At 70.5% G+C, this 18,660-nt stretch carries 18 protein-coding genes; 13 read left to right on the forward strand and 5 right to left on the reverse strand.

The window, feature by feature from the left end; translation table 11 throughout:
• Positions 1-129 precede the first annotated feature (129 nt).
• From QRN40_RS17650 to QRN40_RS17660, 3 genes are read left to right on the forward strand one after another with little or no spacing between them, the layout of a single operon-like run.
• A complete protein-coding gene (locus QRN40_RS17650; RefSeq protein ID WP_285117245.1) occupies positions 130-1,785 on the forward strand; it encodes an HAD family acid phosphatase in 1,656 nt (551 codons plus the stop codon).
• A 40-nt stretch (positions 1,786-1,825) separates the two neighbouring features.
• A complete protein-coding gene (locus QRN40_RS17655) occupies positions 1,826-2,023 on the forward strand; it encodes a hypothetical protein (protein ID WP_285117246.1) in 198 nt (65 codons plus the stop codon).
• Positions 2,024-2,049: 26 nt separating this feature from the next.
• A complete protein-coding gene (locus QRN40_RS17660; RefSeq protein WP_285117247.1) occupies positions 2,050-2,853 on the forward strand; it encodes an alpha/beta fold hydrolase in 804 nt (267 codons plus the stop codon).
• Positions 2,854-2,950: 97 nt separating this feature from the next.
• Here QRN40_RS17660 and QRN40_RS17665 read toward each other — a convergent pair whose 3' ends face one another.
• Positions 2,951-4,351: an MFS transporter gene (locus tag QRN40_RS17665; protein ID WP_285117248.1), complete on the reverse strand. Its 1,401-nt coding sequence runs from the start codon at positions 4,349-4,351 to the stop codon at positions 2,951-2,953.
• A gap of 110 nt (positions 4,352-4,461) precedes the next feature.
• Positions 4,462-5,343 (reverse strand): oxidoreductase, encoded by an 882-nt coding sequence (locus tag QRN40_RS17670; RefSeq protein ID WP_285117249.1) that lies wholly within the window; start codon positions 5,341-5,343, stop codon positions 4,462-4,464.
• A 102-nt stretch (positions 5,344-5,445) separates the two neighbouring features.
• Between QRN40_RS17670 and QRN40_RS17675 the strand changes: the two genes are divergently transcribed.
• The 10 genes from QRN40_RS17675 (at position 5,446) to QRN40_RS17720 (ending at position 17,325) form a co-directional block, all read left to right on the forward strand.
• Positions 5,446-6,312 (forward strand): helix-turn-helix domain-containing protein, encoded by an 867-nt coding sequence (locus tag QRN40_RS17675; protein WP_285117250.1) that lies wholly within the window; start codon positions 5,446-5,448, stop codon positions 6,310-6,312.
• 86 nt (positions 6,313-6,398) lie between these two features.
• Positions 6,399-8,978 (forward strand): DUF4062 domain-containing protein, encoded by a 2,580-nt coding sequence (locus QRN40_RS17680; RefSeq protein ID WP_285117251.1) that lies wholly within the window; start codon positions 6,399-6,401, stop codon positions 8,976-8,978.
• Positions 8,975-9,799: a hypothetical protein gene (locus tag QRN40_RS17685; RefSeq protein WP_285117252.1), complete on the forward strand. Its 825-nt coding sequence runs from the start codon at positions 8,975-8,977 to the stop codon at positions 9,797-9,799. The genes QRN40_RS17680 and QRN40_RS17685 overlap by 4 nt, the downstream gene beginning before the upstream one ends.
• A gap of 114 nt (positions 9,800-9,913) precedes the next feature.
• Entirely contained in the window at positions 9,914-10,699 is a 786-nt protein-coding gene (gene hpaH, locus QRN40_RS17690) for a 2-oxo-hept-4-ene-1,7-dioate hydratase (RefSeq protein WP_285117524.1), read from the forward strand.
• Positions 10,684-11,496, forward strand: coding sequence for an HpcH/HpaI aldolase family protein (locus tag QRN40_RS17695; protein ID WP_285117253.1), 813 nt, complete (start codon positions 10,684-10,686; stop codon positions 11,494-11,496). Before hpaH ends, QRN40_RS17695 begins: the two co-directional genes overlap by 16 nt.
• Before the next feature lie 85 nt (positions 11,497-11,581).
• Positions 11,582-13,015, forward strand: coding sequence for a fumarylacetoacetate hydrolase family protein (locus QRN40_RS17700; protein WP_285117254.1), 1,434 nt, complete (start codon positions 11,582-11,584; stop codon positions 13,013-13,015).
• On the forward strand, positions 12,997-13,674 hold the full coding sequence (locus tag QRN40_RS17705) for a GntR family transcriptional regulator (protein WP_285117255.1): 678 nt from the start codon (positions 12,997-12,999) through the stop codon (positions 13,672-13,674). Before QRN40_RS17700 ends, QRN40_RS17705 begins: the two co-directional genes overlap by 19 nt.
• Positions 13,675-13,700: 26 nt before the next feature.
• Positions 13,701-15,263, forward strand: coding sequence for a 5-carboxymethyl-2-hydroxymuconate semialdehyde dehydrogenase (gene hpaE / locus QRN40_RS17710; protein ID WP_285117256.1), 1,563 nt, complete (start codon positions 13,701-13,703; stop codon positions 15,261-15,263).
• A gap of 48 nt (positions 15,264-15,311) precedes the next feature.
• The gene (gene hpaD, locus QRN40_RS17715; RefSeq protein ID WP_285117257.1) at positions 15,312-16,451 is read left to right on the forward strand and encodes a 3,4-dihydroxyphenylacetate 2,3-dioxygenase; all 1,140 of its coding nucleotides are present in this window, start codon (positions 15,312-15,314) and stop codon (positions 16,449-16,451) included.
• A 46-nt stretch (positions 16,452-16,497) separates the two neighbouring features.
• Entirely contained in the window at positions 16,498-17,325 is an 828-nt protein-coding gene (locus QRN40_RS17720) for a hypothetical protein (protein ID WP_285117258.1), read from the forward strand.
• A 31-nt stretch (positions 17,326-17,356) separates the two neighbouring features.
• Here QRN40_RS17720 and QRN40_RS17725 read toward each other — a convergent pair whose 3' ends face one another.
• From QRN40_RS17725 to QRN40_RS17735, 3 genes are all read right to left on the reverse strand, one after another.
• The gene (locus QRN40_RS17725) at positions 17,357-17,683 is read right to left on the reverse strand and encodes a hypothetical protein (RefSeq protein WP_285117259.1); all 327 of its coding nucleotides are present in this window, start codon (positions 17,681-17,683) and stop codon (positions 17,357-17,359) included.
• Between the two features lie 69 nt (positions 17,684-17,752).
• Positions 17,753-18,142 carry a VOC family protein gene (locus QRN40_RS17730; protein ID WP_285117260.1) on the reverse strand — a complete coding sequence of 130 codons (390 nt, stop codon included), beginning with the start codon at positions 18,140-18,142 and terminating at the stop codon, positions 17,753-17,755.
• A 72-nt stretch (positions 18,143-18,214) separates the two neighbouring features.
• The gene (locus QRN40_RS17735; RefSeq protein WP_285117261.1) at positions 18,215-18,655 is read right to left on the reverse strand and encodes a MarR family winged helix-turn-helix transcriptional regulator; all 441 of its coding nucleotides are present in this window, start codon (positions 18,653-18,655) and stop codon (positions 18,215-18,217) included.
• Between the last annotated feature and the right edge of the window lie 5 nt (positions 18,656-18,660).

Here is an 18,660-nt window from a genome sequence, read left to right on the forward strand (position 1 = left end):
CGGGCCCCACTTCAATCCCGCTGAGTATGTCGGCGCCGTGGCGCTTCCCCTCCGGACGGCCGGTTCGCTAGGCTGCTCCCGGCCCCCGGATGGGGGCAGACTCCCACGCTCTGATCGCAAAGGTGCGTCATGTCCGACACTCTCCCGACCTCTTCCCGCCTCCGTCGAACGCTCGTCAGCGCAGCCGGAGTCCTCGCCCTCGCCCTCGGCGTCGGCCTGGCCGATGCACCGGCCGCGACCGCCTGGGACCCCGGTCACGGCGACGCGGCGCTCGCGCCCCGCACCGCCTTCACGATGGCGCCCGACGGCTCCAGCGGCGCCACGCAGGGCGGCGAGGGCATCCCGAACATCGACTCCGTGAAGAAGACGATCGCGACCTACTACGGCGACCCCGGCACCGGGATCGCGAACAAGACGAGCTCCCCCTACATCAGCGAACTCGGCGGCATCCTGGGCCGGGAGAAGGCGGAGTTGAAGGCGGGCTACGACCGCGCTGTGCGCCACGGCCAGAAGCCCGCGATCGTCTTCGACACCGACGACACCACGCTGTGGACGTACGACATGGAAGTCGCGGACATGCACTTCACCTTCAACCCCGCCGAACAGGATGTGTGGGTGCAGGGACAGCGCTTCCCGGCGACGCCCGGCATGGTCGACTTCGTCAACCAGGCGGCGGCCATGGGCTACACCGTCTTCGGCCTGACCGGCCGCAACGACAACCAGAAGGCCGCCACGCTGGGCAACCTGTCGAAGGTCGGTTTCACCGCTTTCTCCGCCGACCGCTTCTACACGAAGTGGACGGGAACGGGCGCATCCCAGCAGCCGCCGTACGTCACCTGCGCCGCAGCCAGCTGCACCACCGTCGAGTACAAGGCGCTGACCCGCAAGCACATCCAGGACCTCGGCTACACCATCACGCTCAACGTGGGCGACCAGTGGTCCGACCTGCAGGGCGGCTACGCCGAGCAGGCGCTGAAGCTCCCCAACCCCACCTACTACCTGCCCTCGGCCGACCTGCCCGGCGTCAGCGAGCCGCGTCTCGCTCCGCGCACGCACTTCCGGATGGCGCCCGACGGTTCGAGCGGCGCCACGCAGGGCGGCGAAGGCATCCCGAACATCGACTCGGTCAAGAAGACGATCGCGACGTACTACGGCGACCCGGGGACCGGCATCGCGAACAAGACCGATTCGCCGTACATCCGTGAACTGCACTCGATCGTGCAGCGGCAGGCGCCGGTGGTCGCAGCTCAGTGCTTCGTAGAGAAGAAGCTGCACAAGAACCCGGCGATCGTGCTCGACACGGACGACACGACCCTCTGGACGTACGACATGGAGGTGGCGGACATGCACTTCACCTTCAACCCGGCCGAGCAGGACGTCTGGGTGCAGGACGAGCGCTTCCCGGCGACGCCGCACATGACGACGCTCGCCGCGGTCGCCCAGAAGGCGGGCTGCACGCTGGTGGGCCTCACGGGCCGGAACGACGACCAGAAGGCGGCGACCCTCGGCAACCTGGCGAAGGTCGGCTACACCGGGTTCACTCCGCAGAACTTCTACACGAAGTGGACGGGTGTCGGCGCCTCCCAGCAACCGGCGTACATCAGCTGCGCCACGGCCAAGTGCACGACCATCGAGTACAAGTCGCAGACGCGCGCGCACATCGAGTCGGCGGCCGGCGGGAAGTACGACATCGTCGCCAACTTCGGCGACCAGTACAGCGACCTGATCGGCGGGCACGCCGACCGGACCGTGAAGCTGCCGAACCCGACCTACTACCTTCCGTAGCGGCCCGTCCGCTCGGCTGTGCCGCCGGTAGGCTCGGGGCATGGTCGAGCGGACGAACGGTTCCCCCTGGTTCTTCATTCTCGGCGTCGCGCTGGTCGTGGTGGGTCTGGCCGGCCCGCTGCTGTTCGACGCCGTGACCAGCGACGTGAACTGGCTCGTCCGCGGTCTCGGAGTGCTGGTCGCCGTCGGCGGCGGCGTGCTCATCGGCTTCGGGGTGCGTCGGCGCCAGGGGCGCTGACGGTGGCGGCGACTACGCTGCATCCCATGAGCACCCTCACCTCTTCCGACGGCAGCACGATCGCGTACGAGATCGACGGCTCAGGGCCGGCCATCGTGCTGGTCGACGGAGCCACCTGTTTCCGCGACGCCGGACCGATGCGCCCGATCGCGGCGGCGCTGCGGGAGCGCCTCACGGTGGTCCTGTACGACCGGCGCGGGCGCGGCGAGAGCAGCGATCGGCTGGCGGACCCGTCCGCGCGGGCGGATGCCGTCGCGCGCGAGATCGAAGACCTTGCGGCCCTGGTGGATGCCGTCGGCGGCTCCGCGACGCTCTTCGGAATGTCGTCGGGCGGCGCTCTGGCGCTGGCCGCGACCGCAGCGCTGGGGGCCGAGCGCGTGCCGCGCGTCGCGGTGTACGAGCCGCCGTACCTGCCGGACTCGATGCTGCCCTCCGCCGAGGCCTACACGCGAGAGCTCGCGGGGGCGTTGGCCGCCGATGACCGGGCGGCCGCGGTCGAATTGTTCCTGCGGCGGGTGGGCGTCCCCGAGGCGGGCATCGAAGGGATGCGCAACTCGCCCGGGTGGGAGTCGACCCTCGCGCTGGCGCCGACCCTCGCGTACGACGACGCCGCGATGGGCGACAGCCGCGTGCCGGACGACCTGCTGCAGGCGGTCTCTGTCCCCGTGTTGGCGCTCGCGGGCGAGCAGACCCCGGGGTTCCTGCGGGTCGGCGCCGAGGGCGTCGCTTCCGGGGCGCAGGACGGCGACTTCGAGGTGGTCGCCGGTCAGACGCACGACGTCTCGGGCGAAGCGGTGGCGCCCCACCTCATCCGCTTCGTCACCGGCTGAGCCGACTCGCCGAGCCGACCCGCGCTTGGCCGACCGCTCTGAGCGGCCCGCGCTGAGTCGACCCGCACGAAGCGCGGGCCGACTCAGCGTCGCGCGGTCAGCCGCGGACGGCCTCCGCCTCCCGCGGCCGCCCGGAGATTCCACGGATCGGGCTCTCCGCCTGCTCCGCCTCGTGATCGGGGCCGAGCGGGATGCCGGTCCGGTCGCGCAGCACGAGCGTCGCGAGGAGCCCGAGCACGGTCATGCCGGCGAGGTACCACGTCACGGACAGCGTGGTTCCGGTGGCCTGCACCAGCGCCGTCGCGATCGTCGGTGCGAAGGCGCCGCCGAGGATCGCGCCGATCGCGTACGAGATCGACACCCCGGAGAAGCGGATGGATGCCGGGAACAGCTCCGAATACAGCGCCGCCTGCGGGCCGTACGTGAAGCCCAGCCCGATCGTGAGGATCGCCAGACCGAGGAACAGCATCCCTGCGCTCCCCGAGTTGACGAGCGGGAACAGAGCGAACACGCCCACGAGCTGCAGGATCCATCCCACGATGTAGGTGGTCCGGCGACCGATGCGGTCGCTCAGCCATCCGGCGAACCAGGTCGCGAGCAGCCAGGTGACCGCCGAGGCGGCGACCGCCCAGAGCACCGGTCCGCGATCGAGCTTCAGCGGCCCTTCGGGGTTCGTCGCGTAGTTCTGGATGTAACCGCCGGTGGTCATGTAGCCGACGGCGTTGTTTCCCGCGAAGACGAAGGCCGCCACGATCACCAGCAGGGCGTGCTTGCGGAACACCTGAACGATCGGCATCCGGGTGCGCTCACGTCGCTCGGCGATCTCGGTGAAGACCGGGCTCTCCTCGACGCTGCGCCGCACCCAGTAGCCGATGACGATGAGCACGACGGACAGCAGGAACGGCACGCGCCATCCCCACGCGAGGAAGGCATCCCCGGGGGCGATCACGGTCATGACGGCCATGGTCCCCGACGCCAGCAGCAGACCGAGCGGCACGCCGATCTGCGGAGAGGCGCCGAAGAGGCCGCGCTTGGCCGTCGGCGCGTGCTCGACCGCCATCAGCACCGCGCCGCCCCACTCGCCGCCGGCCGAGATGCCCTGCAGCACCCGCAACAGCACGAGCAGGATCGGCGCGGCGATCCCGATCGCCTGGTAGGTGGGCAGCAGCCCGACGAGGGCGGTGGAGACCCCCATCAGGATCAGCGTCGATACGAGGACGACCCGGCGGCCGTAGCGGTCGCCGATGTGCCCGGCCAGGAAGGCGCCGAGCGGACGGAACAGGAAGCTCACGCCCACCGTCAGAAACGACAGGACGGTCGCGAACTGCGGGCCGGCGGGCGCGAAGAACAACTCGCCGAAGACGAGTCCAGCGGCCGAGGCGTAGATGAAGAAGTCGTACCACTCCACGGTGGTGCCGATCACGGTTGCGAAGACGACCCGCCGGCGATCGCCCTGCGATCGGATGCTGCCGGTAGGGGTGAAGGGGGATGCGCTCATCGTTGTGTTCTCCCAGTGCTGCGACATCATTGTCACGGAGCGGCGCTCCGATCCGGCAATGATATACGATTTCGCATCCGACGCAACGGGCGATGACCGCAACACCTTCGCTATCCCACCGCGTCGAGTTCGCGCACCGCGTCGGCGGGCAGGACGAGGGCCGCTCCTGCGATGTTCGCGCGCAGGTGTGCCACCGAGGAGGTACCCGGGATCAGCAGGATGTTCGGCGAGCGCTGCAACAGCCACGCGAGTGCCACGGCCAGGGGTGTCGCCTCCAGCCGGGCGGCGACCGACGCGAGGACACCGGACTGCAGCGGCGTGAAGCCGCCGAGCGGGAAGTACGGCACGTAGGCGATCCCGTCGCGCGCGGTCTGCTCGATGAGCGCGTCGTCGTGACGGTTGGCGATGTTGTAGAAGTTCTGCACGGTGACGACGGGAGCGATCGTCTGGGCCTCGGCCAGCTGCTCTGCGTCCACGGTGCTCACGCCCAGGTGACGGATGAGTCCTTCGCACTGCAGGTCGGCGAGCGTGCCGAACTGCTCGGCGAGCGAACCCGGCTCCGGGCGGTCGAACCCGCCCACCCGCAGGTTGACGATGTCGAGCACCTCGACACCGAGAGAACGGAGGTTCTGGTGCACCTGGTCGCGCAGCTGCTGCGGCGAACGGGCATGCGGCCAGTTTCCGTCGGCGTCGCGCTCGGCGCCGACCTTCGTGACGATGTGCAGGTCGTCGGGATACGGCGCGAGCGCCTCCCGGATCAGTTCGTTCGTGACGTGGGGACCGTAGAACTCGGCGGTGTCGATGTGCGTGATCCCCGCCTCCACGGCGGCCCGCAGCACGGCGAGCGCCTCGTCGCGATCGGCCGGCGGCCCGAAGACACCCGGGCCGGCGAGTTGCATGGCGCCGTATCCGACGCGGGTGAGTTCGAGGTCCCCGGTGCGGAAGGTGCCGCCGGGGAGGGAGGAACGGGTGGTGGTCTCGCGGTCTGTCATGACATCCACTCTGCGCCGTCGCGCACCGCGTAGGCAGTGCCGCGGCGATCCTGGGGATGGGAGGACCTGGCTGCGGGTTGTGAGCGCTTCTAGACTCGCGCTGTGTCTTCCCGCCCCGATCCCAACGCGCTCGGCGAGTACCTGCGCGCCCGACGCGAGCAGGTCGACCCGGCGTCGGTGGGCCTCCGTGTGACCGGTGTCCGGCGCACTCCCGGTCTCCGCCGCGAGGAAGTCGCCACCCTCGCCGGCATCAGCGCCGACTACTACCTGCGGCTCGAGCAGGGCCGCGACCGCCACCCCTCCGCACAGGTGCTCGCCGCGCTCGCCCGGGTCTTCGGACTCGACGCGGCGGCGACCGACTACCTCCTCAGCCTCTCCGAGCCGCGGCCGACGGCCGCCCGGCGCCCGGCGCGGCGGCCCGTTCCGAAGGGCATTCTGCAGCTGCTGGAGGTGCTGGAGCTCCCCGCATTCGTCGAGGACAGGATGTTCGACGTCCTGGCCGCCAACGCTCTCGCCGAGGCGCTGTCGCCCTCCTTGCGTCCCGGTCGCAACCGCCTCCGCTCGCTCTTCCTCGACGAGGAGGAGCGCGCCCTGTACCCGGAGTGGGAGCAGGCCACCGCCGGACTGATCGCGTCATTCCGGGCCTCCATCGGCAGCGAGGTGGACGACCCGCGCATCGCCCAGCTGGTCGGCGAGCTGTCGCTCGGCAGCGAGCATTTCCGGCGGCTGTGGGCGCGCCACGACGTGCGAGGCCTGGGTGGAGGCGCCGCCCGCCTCGACCACCCTCGGCTCGGGATGCTGCACCTCAGCCGCGAGAAGCTGCCCATCGGCGATTCGGGGGGACAGTTGCTCGTGATCTATCACGCCGAGCCCGGCTCGGCCTCCGCCGCGGCCCTCCGCGACCTGGCACCCGCCGATCCGCTCCCGGCCTCGACCTCTGCGCAGCGAGTCGACGCAACACGCCGTTGAGCGCAGCGCTCTGACGGCGTGTTGCGTCCACTCGATGGCCGCACGACCCCTGGTGCAGCGTGACCCCGGTGCAACAGAATGCGTGCATGAAGGCGGCGTCACGCGTGATCCGTACGCCGGACCAGCGACTGCGGATCTTCGTCAGTTCGACACTCAAGGAGCTCGCCCCCGAACGCCGGGCGGCGCGGGCTGCGATCGAGCGCCTGCATCTCGCACCGGTCATGTTCGAGCTCGGCGCCCGGCCGCATCCACCGCGCGAGCTGTACCGCGCGTACCTCGACCAGAGCGACGTCTTCGTCGGCCTGTACTGGGAGCGGTACGGCTGGGTCGCCCCCGACGAGCAGGTGTCCGGACTCGAGGACGAATACAACCTGTGCCCGCCCGCACTTCCCCGTCTGATCTATATCAAGGATCCGTCACCCGGCCGTGAACCCCGGTTGACCGAGCTGCTCGACCGGATCCGCTCCGACGACCGCGCCTCGTTCAAGTACTTCGAGTCGGCGGAGGAGCTCGAGGTGCTCCTCGAGGCCGACCTCGCCACGCTGCTCGCCGAGCGGTTCGAGCTGAGCCGTGTCCCTTCAGAGGCGGAGCGCATCACAGAGGAGCCGGCGCCCGCCCCCGACTCCTCTCTCCCCTCTCCCCTGACCGGACTCATCGGTCGCGAAGGCGACATCGCGGCCGTGCGCGGGATGCTCGCCGACGGCGTGCGGCTCGTCACCATCACCGGTCCCGGCGGGATCGGGAAGAGCCGGCTGGCGATCGCCGCCGCCGGAGGCCTCGCCGAACGGTTCCCCGACGGGGCCGTCTTCGTCGACCTCGCCGCCGCACACGATCGCGCCGGAGTCGTCGGAGCGCTCGCCCAGTCGCTGGGCGTGCGCGACACGGGTGACGCGCCCCTCCCCGACAAGGTCGCGACCGCTCTGCGCGACCGCCGCATCCTGCTCGTGCTCGACAACTTCGAGCAGGCGCTCGCCGCCGCCCCGTTCGTGACGGAACTGCTCGCCGCAGCGCCCGGGGTCAGCGCCGTCGTCACCAGCCGTTCGCTGCTGAGGGTCGGCGGTGAGCGTCGTTACGAACTCGACCCGCTCCCGCCGGCGGAGGCGCTGACGCTGTTCGTGGAGCGCGCGCACGCCGTTCGACCGGACTTCGAGATCACGCCGGGGAACGCGGACGATGTCGGGCGCATCTGCACCGCGCTCGACGGTCTGCCCCTGGCGATCGAGCTGGCCGCTGCGCGCATCCGCGTCCTCCCGCCCGCCGAGCTGGCTCGCCGCCTCGACCGGCGGCTCCCGCTGCTGGTGGGCGGCGCCCGCGACCTGCCGGAACGCCAGCGCACCCTGCGGGCCACGATCGAGTGGAGCGCGCAGCTGCTCGACGGTCCGGAGCGGACCCTGCTCGCTCTCCTCGGTGTCTTCGAGGGCGGGTTCACCCTGGAGGCGGCCGAAGCCGTGGAGGCGTCGATGTCCTCGGAAGGGGCCACCGACGCGGTGCCCGACGTGCTGTCGGCGCTCGCCGCCCTCGTCGACAACAGTCTGGTGCGGCAGCATGAGGATGCGGATCAGGCCCGGTTCTCCCTCCTGGCGACGGTCCGTGAGTACGCGAACGAACGGCTCGAGAAGAGCGGCGGGCTCCCGCCTGCGCAGGACGCCCACGCCGCGTACTTCCTCGCTCTCGGCGACCGGGCCGACGCAGCGCTGGAGGGCAGCGGACAGCACGAATGGGTGATGCGGCTGGGGGCCGACAGCGGCAACCTCCGTGCAGCCGCGCGCTACCTGCTCGACCGGCGCGACTGGGCGCGCGTCGCGCAGCTCGCCTGGAGTCTCTACGTCTACTGGTGGGTGGCGGGACTGCTGGGAGAGGTCCGCGGCTGGATGGAGGATGCGTTGGCATCCGGCGACCCCCTGGACGACCGCACGCGCGCCATCGCGCTCTATTTCACGCAGGCGATCGCCTTCTGGCAGGACCCGGAGGGCACCGTCGTGCCGGCCCTGACCGAGAGCGCCGACCTGTTCCACCGGTCCGGCGACTCCGACGGCGAGGCGCTGGCGCTGATCTCGTTCGCGCTGGCGGTGCTCGCCTCCCCCGCTCCTGACACCGGCACCGCCGACGGCGCGATGGACACGAGCCTCGGCCTGTTCCGCAGCCGCGGCGACCGCTGGGGCGAGGCGATGGCGCTGGTGATGCTCGGCCGCGTGGCACTGCTGCGACAACAGGTGGATGCGGCGCTCGCCCGCTTCGAGGAGAGCCTGACGCTCGCCCGCGCGAACGGGGACGAGCTCGGGGTCACGATCGCCCAGCACCACCGCGGCTGGGCGCGCCTGCTGCTGGGGGACGCGGCCGGTGCGGCGGCGGACTTCGCCGCCTGCCTCTCCCTCTCCCACCGGCTGGGCCACGTGGAGGGCATCGCCTACGGATTGGAGGGGATGGTCGCCGTGGCCGCTCTCGGTGGCGACGTCACCCGGTCCGGCCTGCTGCTGGGCGCATCCCGGTCGCTGCGCGAGCGCACCGGGCTGCACAATGCTCCGGCGTTCTCGTTCCACCAGCTGTTCGTCGACCGGATGCTCGATGCGGGCGCCGATCGCGGGGCGTTCGACGCCGCAGTGGCCGAAGGCCGGGCGCTCTCGGCGGACGCCGCCGTCGAGGTCGCCGAAAGGCGGGCCGCATGACCGACCGCGTGCATCCGTACACGCGCGTCGTCGGCGCGATCATCATCCCGTTCCTGGTGGCGGCGTTCATCCTTCTCTACCCGCTGGCCGACACCACCGACCGCCTCTTCGCGTGGACCATCAAGCCGTCGCTCACGGCGATGCTGCTGGGCAGCGCCTATGCGGGCGGGATCGTGTTCTTCGTGCACGTTGTCCGACCGAACCGCTGGAGCGCCGTGCGTCACGGCTTCCCCGCGGTCCTGCTCTTCGCGACACTTTTGGCGGCCGCGACGTTCCTGCACTGGGACCGCTTCCATTTCGGCTTCCTGTCGTTCAACGTCTGGGTCACGCTCTACGTGACGACGCCGTTCCTCATCCTCGTCGCGATGATCCTGAACCGCGGTGAGGACCCCGGCAGGCCCGCCGACCGGGATACGGTGCTGCCGGGCTGGGTGCGCATCGTGCTCGCCCTGATCGGGGTGTGCTCGCTGGTCGTCGGGCTGGTGCTGTTCGCCGCGCCTCAGCTCGCGATCTCGGGCTGGGCGTGGCCGCTGACTCCGCTCACGGCGCGCGTCTGCGGCGCGATCCTGACGCTCCCCGGCATGGTGAACGTGTGGATGCTCGGCGACGCCCGGTGGAGCGCCTTCCGTCAGATCTTCCAGGCGCAGCTGCTGAGCCTCGTGCTGATGCTGCTCGCGATCGCACTGCGCTCCGGCGAACTGCTGTGGGCCCGCCCGTCGGCGTGGGTGTTCACCGCCGGGCTCGGCGTCGCCCTGGTCGCCTACCTCGCCCTCTACGTCTGGGCTGAGCGTCGCCTCAGTTCCCGCTCGCCCACGGGTTGAACAGCGGAACGCCGAAGTGCTCGAAGTCTGACACGGTGGCCGAGGTGTACCGGAAGATATACGATCCAACGTGGGGCCGACGTGCCCTCCTCCAACGTCGAAGGGAGCCCACCGGTGCTCGACAGCCCGACAATCCAGGCCATCGCCGACGAACTCGCGACAGCCGAGCGCGAGCGCACCACGGTGCCGCTGCTGACGGCCCGCCACCCCGGGATGACCGTCGAGGACTCGTACGCGGTGCAGAAGGTGTGGGTGGAGCGCGGGCTGGCCGCGGGTCGCCGGCTGGTCGGACGCAAGATCGGCCTCACCTCGAAGGTGATGCAGCAGGCGACCGGCATCACCGAACCGGATTACGGTGCGATCTTCGACGACATGGTCTACGAGACGGGCTCCGTCATCCCGTTCGACCAGTTTTCGAACGTACGCATCGAGGTCGAACTCGCCTTCGTGCTCGCGGAGCCGCTGGAGGGCCCGGACGTCACCCTGTTCGACGTGCTCACCGCCTCCCGTTACGTCGTCCCCGCGCTCGAGATCCTCTCCTCCCGCATCGAGATGCAGGGTCGCACCATCGTCGACACGATCTCCGACAATGCGGCCATGGGCGGCATGGTGCTCGGGGGGCGGCCCGTCGCAGTGGATGCGGTCGACCTGCGCTGGGTGAGCGCCCTCCTCTACCGCAACGAGACCATCGAGGAGTCGGGAGTGGCCGCCGCGGTGCTCGACCATCCCGCCACCGGCGTCGCCTGGCTGGCGAACAAGCTCGCCCAGCACGGCTCCCGCCTGGAAGCGGGCGACATCGTTCTCGCCGGCTCGTTCACCCGTCCGATGTGGGTCGAGCGCGGCGACACCGTCCACGCCGACTACGGAACCCTGGGAGCCATCACGTGCCGATTCGTCTAGAGCCAGCGCCCACCTTCGCCGACCGCCTCCGCGCCGCGGACCGCCCGCTGTACGGGATGTGGTCGTGCGCCGGCAGCCCGCTCGTGGCGGAGATCTGCGCAGGAAGCGGGCTCGACATCGTCCTGATCGACGGCGAGCACTCGCCCGTGGGTCTGGAGTCGATCCTCGCCCAGCTGCAGGCCATCGCCCCGTATCCGGCGGTGCCCGTCGTGCGGGCGCCCATCGGCGAGCCGGTGATCCTCAAGCAGCTGCTCGACCTGGGCGCGCAGAACGTCCTGGTTCCGATGGTCGACAGCGTCGCTCACGCCGAGGAGATGGTCCGGGCGGTCCGGTATCCCCCGCACGGCGTCCGCGGAGTGGGCAGCGCCCTGGCGCGCTCGTCCCGGTGGAGCCGCATCCCGGACTACCTGGCCCGCGCGAACGAGCTGGTGTCGCTGACGGTCCAGATCGAGACGGTCGACGCGCTCGATGCCGCTGGAGCGATCGCCGCGGTGGACGGCGTGGATGCGCTCCTCGTCGGACCCGCGGACCTCGCCGCCTCGATGGGGTTGCTCGGGCAGCAGAACCACCCCGACGTGATCTCCGCCGTCGAGCGCGTGATCGCGGCCGGCCGCGCCTCCGGTACTCCGGTCGGCGTCAACGCCTTCGATCCCGCGACAGCCGAACGGTATGCGGCAGCGGGCGCGGCATACGTGCTGGTCGGGTCGGACGTGACCCTGCTCGCGCGCGCCTCCGAAGGCCTGGCGGAACGCTTCATCGGAGGCTCTTCCGACACGGTTGAGCCGACAGCGTACTGACGCGCTGTCGCAACAGGAGTAGATCGTATATGATTCCGAATACGGCCCGACTGGACCCTTCCCCGACGATGAGGAGCCATCACACGTGAGTGCCATCAGCCCTCCCGGCAAGATCATCGCGGTGCACCTGAACTATCGCTCGCGCGCCGCCCAGCGCGGCCGCACCCCCGCTCAGCCGTCCTACTTCTTCAAGCCGGCGTCCTCGGTCGCCGATAGCGGTGGCGAACTGGAGCGGCCGGCCGGCACCGAGCTCCTCGCTTTCGAAGGTGAGATCGCCCTCATCATCGGCCGGCCCACCCGGCGGGTCTCCCCCGAGGACGGCTGGGCCGCCGTCTCCGGCGTGACCGCGGCCAATGACTTCGGGTTGTACGACCTGCGTGCCGCCGACAAGGGGTCGAACGTCCGCTCCAAGGGGGGCGACGGCTTCACTCCGCTCGGCCCGGCCGTCCTGGCCGCCGACGGTCTCGACCCGGCCGCCCTCCGCGTCCGCACCTGGCTCAACGGCGAGCTGGTGCAGGAGGGGACGACCGACGACCTGCTCTTCCCGTTCGGTCGCCTCATCGCCGACCTCTCGCAGCTGATGACCCTGGAACCCGGCGACGTCATCCTCACCGGGACCCCCGCCGGATCGTCCGTCACCCAGCCCGGCGACACCGTCGAGGTCGAAGTGGATGCGCCGACCGCGCCGGGCGCGCCGAGCACCGGCCGCCTGGTCACCCGCATCACCGAGGGCGACATCCCGTTCGGCGATTTCGGCACGAAGCCGAGCGTCGACGACCTGCAGCGAGCCGAAGCGTGGGCCACGCCGCCCGAGCCCGGCTTCGTCCTGACGCACGAATTGCGCGCGAAGCTCGCCTGCGTCTCGACCGCGACCCTCAGCTCCCAGCTCCGCAAGCGCGGCCTGGACAACGTCTCCATCGACGGACTGACCTCCACGCGCCCCGGCGCGAAGGTCATCGGTACCGCACGGACGCTCCGCTATCTCCCCAATCGCGAGGACCTCTTCGCGTCGCACGGCGGCGGCTACAACGCGCAGAAGCGCGCGTTCGACGCCGTCGGCCCGGGCGAGGTGCTCGTGATCGAGGCCCGCGGCGAGCGCGGCAGCGGAACCGTCGGCGACGTCCTGGCGCTGCGCGCGCAGGTCAACGGCGCAGCCGGGATCGTCACCGACGGCGGCGTCCGCGACCTCGCGGTGGTCGCCGCCCTCGACATCCCGACCTACCACAACGGCCCGCACCCGGCGGTGCTCGGCCGCAAGCATGTGCCGTGGGACACCGACATCGCGATCGCCTGCGGCGGGGCGGCGATTCTGCCCGGCGATGTGATCGTGGGCGATGCGGACGGACTTCTCGTCATCCCGCCCGCCCTCGTCGAGGAGGTCGTGACCGATGCGATCGAGCAGGAGCGCGAAGAGGAGTTCATCGCCGAGCAGGTGTCGCAGGGCAACCCGGTCGACGGCCTGTTCCCGATGAACACCGCATGGAAAGAGAGGTACCGCGCATGGCTGACGCAGCGCTGAAGTCCGCTCCGAGCAAGTCGCAGCTGGCGTACGACTTCATCCGGGCCCGCATCGACGACGGACGGTATGTCTCGGGCTTCCGGCTCGTGCTCGGGCAGATCGCCGGGGAGCTCGACATCAGCGTGGTCCCCGTGCGGGAGGCCATCCGCCGGCTGGAGGCCGAAGGGCTGGTGACGTTCGAGAAGAACGTCGGCGCCCAGGTGGCCCTGCTGCAGGAGGCCGAGTACACGTACACGATGGAGACGCTGGCGCTGGTCGAAGGCGCGGCGACGCAGCTGTCGGCTCCGCTGCTGACCGCCGACCACATCCAGCGCGCGCGCTCGATCAACCGCGAGATGATCGCGTGCCTCGACGACTTCATCCCCCACCGCTTCACCCAGCTCAACCAGGAGTTCCATGCGGTCCTCTTCGAGGAGTGCCCGAACCCGCACATCCTCGACCTCGTGCACCGCGGCTGGAACCGCCTGACCGTGCTGCGCGACTCGACGTTCAGCTTCGTCCCCGGCCGCGCCCGCGAGTCCGTCGACGAGCACGAGCACATCCTCGGCCTCATCGAGTCGGGCGCGGATGCGCTCGAGATCGAACTCGCCGCTCGCCGGCACCGACTGGCCACTCTGGATTCGCTCCACGCGTACCAGAACGAGCACAAGCAGCACTGACCGTTCCCACCGACAGGAGGCCGCGCATGGCGCAGCACCCAGCACCCGCCCACCACATCCCGGAGAACCTCCCGGCGAAGATCCAGCACTTCATCGACGGCGCGTTCGTCGACAGTGTCTCGGGCAGAACCTTCGACGTGCTCGACCCGGTGTCGAACGAGACCTACGTGCAGGCCGCCGCCGGCCAGAAGGAGGACATCGACCTCGCTGTCGCCGCCGCCACGCGCGCCTTCACGCACGGCCCGTGGCCGCGGATGAAGCCCCGCGAGCGCGCCCGCGTGCTGAACCGCATCGCCGACGCCGTCGAGGCGCAGGATGCACGGCTCGCCGAGCTGGAGACGTTCGACACCGGCCTGCCGATCACCCAGGCGCTCGGCCAGGCGCAGCGCGCGGCCGAGAACTTCCGGTTCTTCGCCGACCTGATCGTCGCGCAGGCGGACGACGCCTACAAGGTGCCGGGCAGCCAGCTCAACTACGTCAACCGCAAGCCGATCGGCGTGGCCGGCCTCATCACTCCGTGGAACACGCCGTTCATGCTGGAGAGCTGGAAGCTCGCACCCGCGCTCGCCACCGGCAACACGGTCGTCCTGAAGCCCGCCGAGTTCACGCCGCTGTCGGCGAGTCTGTGGGCCGAGATCTTCCGCGACGCCGGCGTGCCCGACGGCGTGTTCAACCTGGTCAACGGCCTGGGCGAGGAGGCCGGAGATGCGCTGGTGAAGCACCCCGACGTGCCGCTGATCTCGTTCACCGGCGAGAGCCGCACCGGGCAGATCATCTTCGCGAACGCCGCGCCGTTCCTCAAAGGCCTCTCGATGGAGCTCGGCGGCAAGTCGCCGGCGGTCGTGTTCGCCGACGCGGACCTCGAGGCGGCCATCGACTCCACGCTGTTCGGCGTGTTCTCGCTGAACGGCGAGCGCTGCACGGCCGGGTCGCGCATCCTCGTCGAACGTCCGATCTACGAGGAGTTCCTCTCCCGGTACGCCGAGCGGGCGAAGAACATCGTCGTCGGCGACCCGCACGACCCCAAGACCGAGGTCGGCGCGCTCGTGCACCCCGAGCACTTCGACAAGGTGATGAGCTACGTCGAGCTGGGCAAGCAGGAGGGACGGCTGCTCGCCGGCGGCGGGCGCCCGGAGGGGCTCGACCACGGCAACTACGTCGCCCCGACCGTGTTCGCCGATGTGGCTCCGGATGCCCGGATCTTCCAGGAGGAGATCTTCGGCCCGGTCGTCGCCATCACCCCGTTCGACACCGACGAGGAGGCGCTGGAGCTCGCCAACGGGGTCCGCTACGGCCTCGCCGCGTACCTCTGGACCAGCGACCTGGAGCGCGCGCACACCTTCGCCCAGAACGTCGAGGCCGGGATGGTGTGGCTCAACTCGCACAACGTCCGCGACCTGCGCACGCCGTTCGGGGGCGTGAAGGCATCGGGACTCGGCCATGAGGGCGGCTACCGCTCCATCGACTTCTACACCGACCAGCAGGCCGTCCACATCACCCTGGGGCCGGTCCACACCGCCCGGTTCGGCGCCACGGTGCACCAGCCGGAGGAGGCCGCGGAAGCGGCCGAAGACGCCGGCGACGCCTGACCCGATCCCCCACCGCAGCCCAGCTCAGCACAGCAAGGAAGCTCTGACATGACCTCACCCATCACCCCGGACGCCCCGGAGCCCGTCGTCACCGACCGCGACCCCATCCCCGCGCCGACCGACCGCATCCCGACGCCCTCGGCGACCCCGCCGGATGTCGTGCGCTGCGCCTACATGGAGCTCGTCGTCACCGACCTCGCCGCCAGCCGCGAGTTCTACGTCGACGTGCTCGACCTGGTCGTCACCGAGGAGGACGAGAACACCGTGTACCTGCGGTCGTTCGAGGAGTTCATCCACCACAACCTGGTGCTCCGGAAGGGCCCGGTGGCCGCGGTCGCCGCCTTCGCCTACCGGGTGCGCACCCCCGAGGACCTGGACCGCGCGGTCGCGTTCTACACCGAGCTCGGCTGCCGCGTCGAGCGTCGCGCCGAGGGATTCACTCAGGGCGTCGGCGACTCCGTCCGGGTGGAGGACCCGCTCGGCTTCCCCTACGAATTCTTCTACGAGGTCGAGCACGTCGAGCGGCTCGCCTGGCGCTACGACCTGTACACACCGGGCGCGCTGGTGCGCATCGACCACTTCAACCAGGTGACTCCGGACGTCCCGCGCGCGGTGGCCTACATGGAGGACCTCGGCTTCCGTGTGACCGAGGACATCCAGGACGAAGCCGGCACCACCTACGCCGCCTGGATGCGCCGCAAGCCGACCGTGCACGACACCGCGATGACCGGCGGCGACGGGCCGCGGATGCACCACGTCGCCTTCGCCACCCACGAGAAGCACAACATCATCGCCATCTGCGACAAGCTGGGCGCCCTCCGCCGCAGCGACTGCATCGAGCGCGGCCCCGGCCGCCACGGCGTCTCGAACGCGTTCTACCTGTACCTGCGCGACCCGGACGGCCACCGCGTCGAGATCTACACGCAGGACTACTACACCGGCGACCCCGACAACCCGGTCGTCACCTGGGATGTGCACGACAATCAGCGCCGCGACTGGTGGGGCAACCCGGTCGTGCCGTCCTGGTACACCGAGGCGTCGCTCGTCCTCGACCTCGACGGCAACCCGCAGCCGCTCACCTCGCGCACCGACGACTCCGAGATGGAGGTCACGATCGGCGCCGACGGCTTCTCCTACACCCGCAAGGACGACGAGCCACGCGGCTTCAAGCTGGGCGCACAGGTCTGACCCGAAGTCCTGCGGCCGATGGGCCGCTGGTTGGTAGGGTCGAGGCATGATCCGTCGGGGGGTTGGTCGCGTCGCCGCGGCCGGGGTGCTGGCCGTTGTCGTGGGACTCGTGTCGGGATGCGCGCTGCTCGCTCCCCCGGTCCATCCCACCCCGACGGCGGAGGCGACCGCTCCGGACCCCGTGCCGATCGCGCAGCAACTGCCGAACCTGCTGGTCGCCGGCCAGACGATCGCCACCGGACAGCTGCGCGTGATCGACCACGAGCCGATCGACAAGCCCGTCGCCGATCACCCGCTGACCGGGGCCGTCCGCATCACGGTGGGGCCGGACCGCGGCATCGTGGTGCGCATCCGGCCGGATGACCCCGCCGGCGGGAGCCTGGCCGGGATCGACCTGTTGATGACCGGCAAGCGGCACGACGGCCTTCCCGAGAACATCCAAGATCAGTCCTACTTCTCGCTCATCTCAGGCGAGAACAGTGTCGAACCGGACGGCGAGCTCGTGCTCCCGCTCGACGTCGACCTCCCCTCCTTCGGCGACCCGACGTTCCTGCATTCGATCGAGGAGTCCCCCGCCGGAGACGCGCGCGTGATGGCGGCGGCGACGATCGACTGGACTCTGCCCTCCGCATACCCCGGTCTGAAGCCCAGGGACAGCGGCACGGTGTCGTACGCCAACGGCCGGGCGATCATGGACGGCGGGACGCTCGCCTACTACATCCCGAATCCGCTCGACACGATCTTCATGGTGTCCCGCCGCTTCGGCATCACCGAGGCACAGCTGGTCTGGCTGAACCCGGAACTCCTCATCGGCTCCCCCGAGCCCGAACTGAAGAGCGGCATCGGCGTCAACCTCGACCCGGCCCGCCGCTGACCCGCGGGCCGACAGCCCGGCGCAGTCGCGCCTAGTGGGAACCGAGCTGCGTGCCCGCCGCGGAGTAGCCGCCGCGCGGGTTCTGAGACGGCCGCGGCTCGTCGAAGTGCGGGTTCGCCCGTCCTGGCTGGCTCTCGGGTACCACCCGGCTGCGCACCGCGGCCATGATGGCGACCACGGTCGCCGCCAGCAGAATCGCGCCGCCGGCGACGAGGGCCCAGCCTGCGGGCATCCCCCGCGTCAGGAGCACCACACCCAGCGGGCCCGTGAGCCACATCCCGGTACCGGCCACGCACGCGAGGACGACGTAGAGGATCCTCCGCCGCCGACGCTTCTCGACCTGCTCGTACTGCTTCATCAGTTCACTCGTGCGAGCACCCCCTGCGCTCACCTTAGCGCCACCCTGGTCCGGCGGCCCAGCGGTGTCTCACCCGGTTTGCACCACTTCGAAACGGTTGCCGTCCGGGTCGTGTGCGGCGAACATCACCGGCACGCCGGGCCAGCGCAGCACCTCCCCCACCTCGCCGCCGCCGCGCACCAGCGCAGCGTGCGCCCGGTCGGCATCCGACGCTTCGAATCGGATGCCCGTCTCCACACCCGCGGGCGTCTCGTCCTTGGCTGGCACCAGCGACACCGTCACCGGCGACCCGGTCGCGCCGAGCATGATCCAGCGACCACCGACCTGGGGCATGGGCGCATCGACGCGCACCTCGAGCCCGAGGATGTCGCGGTAGAAAGCGAGCGCGCGATCCTGGTCCACGACCGGGATGCCGATGGTGTTCACGCCGACGATGCCGGCTCCGTCGTTGTCCGTCATGCACGCATCCTTGCGCTCTGCGCGGCCGCCGGGAAGACCCTCGGCCAGGGATGCGCTGGATGGATGGCCGGCTCAGCCCTCCGCGCCGCCGTTGTACCGCTCGAGCAGCCGCGCGAAGACGTCGATCTCCTCTTCCGTCCAGTCCGCGAGCCGCGAGGTCATGTCGCGGTGGAGCAGCTCTGCCGCCGACGTCAGCAGTTCTTCGCCCTGGGGTGTCAGCTGCAGCGCGACACCGCGGCCGCCGGCAGGAGCATCCGGACCCGCAGCCGTCACGAGCCCGTGGTCGAGCAGCCCGGCGAGCTGACGGGAGACCGTGGAGCGGTTCAGCTGGAAGTGCGCCGCGATCTCCACGGCCCGGCAGCCGGGGTGCGCCTGGATGTAGGCGAGGAGCGAACGGTCGACGGCCGAGAGCGCCTCGTTCTCGCGCCGGATCCGCGCGGTTCCCCGTCGGCCGACGGTGGTCAGCTCCCGCTGCACCCGGTCGATGGCGGCATCGCGTCTGTTCCTGCTCATCCGGC

Source organism: Leifsonia sp. fls2-241-R2A-40a, from assembly GCF_030209575.1.
GTDB lineage: Bacteria > Actinomycetota > Actinomycetes > Actinomycetales > Microbacteriaceae > Leifsonia.

Bases quoted from the DNA above. Each gene is read 5' to 3' on its own strand.
- QRN40_RS17650 (WP_285117245.1), top strand. From the start codon at position 130: ATGTCCGACACTCTCCCGACCTCTTCCCGCCTCCGTCGAACGCTCGTC.
- QRN40_RS17655 (WP_285117246.1), top strand. From the start codon at position 1,826: ATGGTCGAGCGGACGAACGGTTCCCCCTGGTTCTTCATTCTCGGCGTC.
- QRN40_RS17660 (WP_285117247.1), top strand. From the start codon at position 2,050: ATGAGCACCCTCACCTCTTCCGACGGCAGCACGATCGCGTACGAGATC.
- QRN40_RS17665 (WP_285117248.1), bottom strand. From the start codon at position 4,351: ATGAGCGCATCCCCCTTCACCCCTACCGGCAGCATCCGATCGCAGGGC.
- QRN40_RS17670 (WP_285117249.1), bottom strand. From the start codon at position 5,343: ATGACAGACCGCGAGACCACCACCCGTTCCTCCCTCCCCGGCGGCACC.
- QRN40_RS17680 (WP_285117251.1), top strand. From the start codon at position 6,399: ATGAAGGCGGCGTCACGCGTGATCCGTACGCCGGACCAGCGACTGCGG.
- QRN40_RS17685 (WP_285117252.1), top strand. From the start codon at position 8,975: ATGACCGACCGCGTGCATCCGTACACGCGCGTCGTCGGCGCGATCATC.
- QRN40_RS17705 (WP_285117255.1), top strand. From the start codon at position 12,997: ATGGCTGACGCAGCGCTGAAGTCCGCTCCGAGCAAGTCGCAGCTGGCG.
- hpaE (WP_285117256.1), top strand. From the start codon at position 13,701: ATGGCGCAGCACCCAGCACCCGCCCACCACATCCCGGAGAACCTCCCG.
- hpaD (WP_285117257.1), top strand. From the start codon at position 15,312: ATGACCTCACCCATCACCCCGGACGCCCCGGAGCCCGTCGTCACCGAC.
- QRN40_RS17720 (WP_285117258.1), top strand. From the start codon at position 16,498: ATGATCCGTCGGGGGGTTGGTCGCGTCGCCGCGGCCGGGGTGCTGGCC.
- QRN40_RS17725 (WP_285117259.1), bottom strand. From the start codon at position 17,683: ATGAAGCAGTACGAGCAGGTCGAGAAGCGTCGGCGGCGGAGGATCCTC.
- QRN40_RS17730 (WP_285117260.1), bottom strand. From the start codon at position 18,142: ATGACGGACAACGACGGAGCCGGCATCGTCGGCGTGAACACCATCGGC.
- QRN40_RS17735 (WP_285117261.1), bottom strand. From the start codon at position 18,655: ATGAGCAGGAACAGACGCGATGCCGCCATCGACCGGGTGCAGCGGGAG.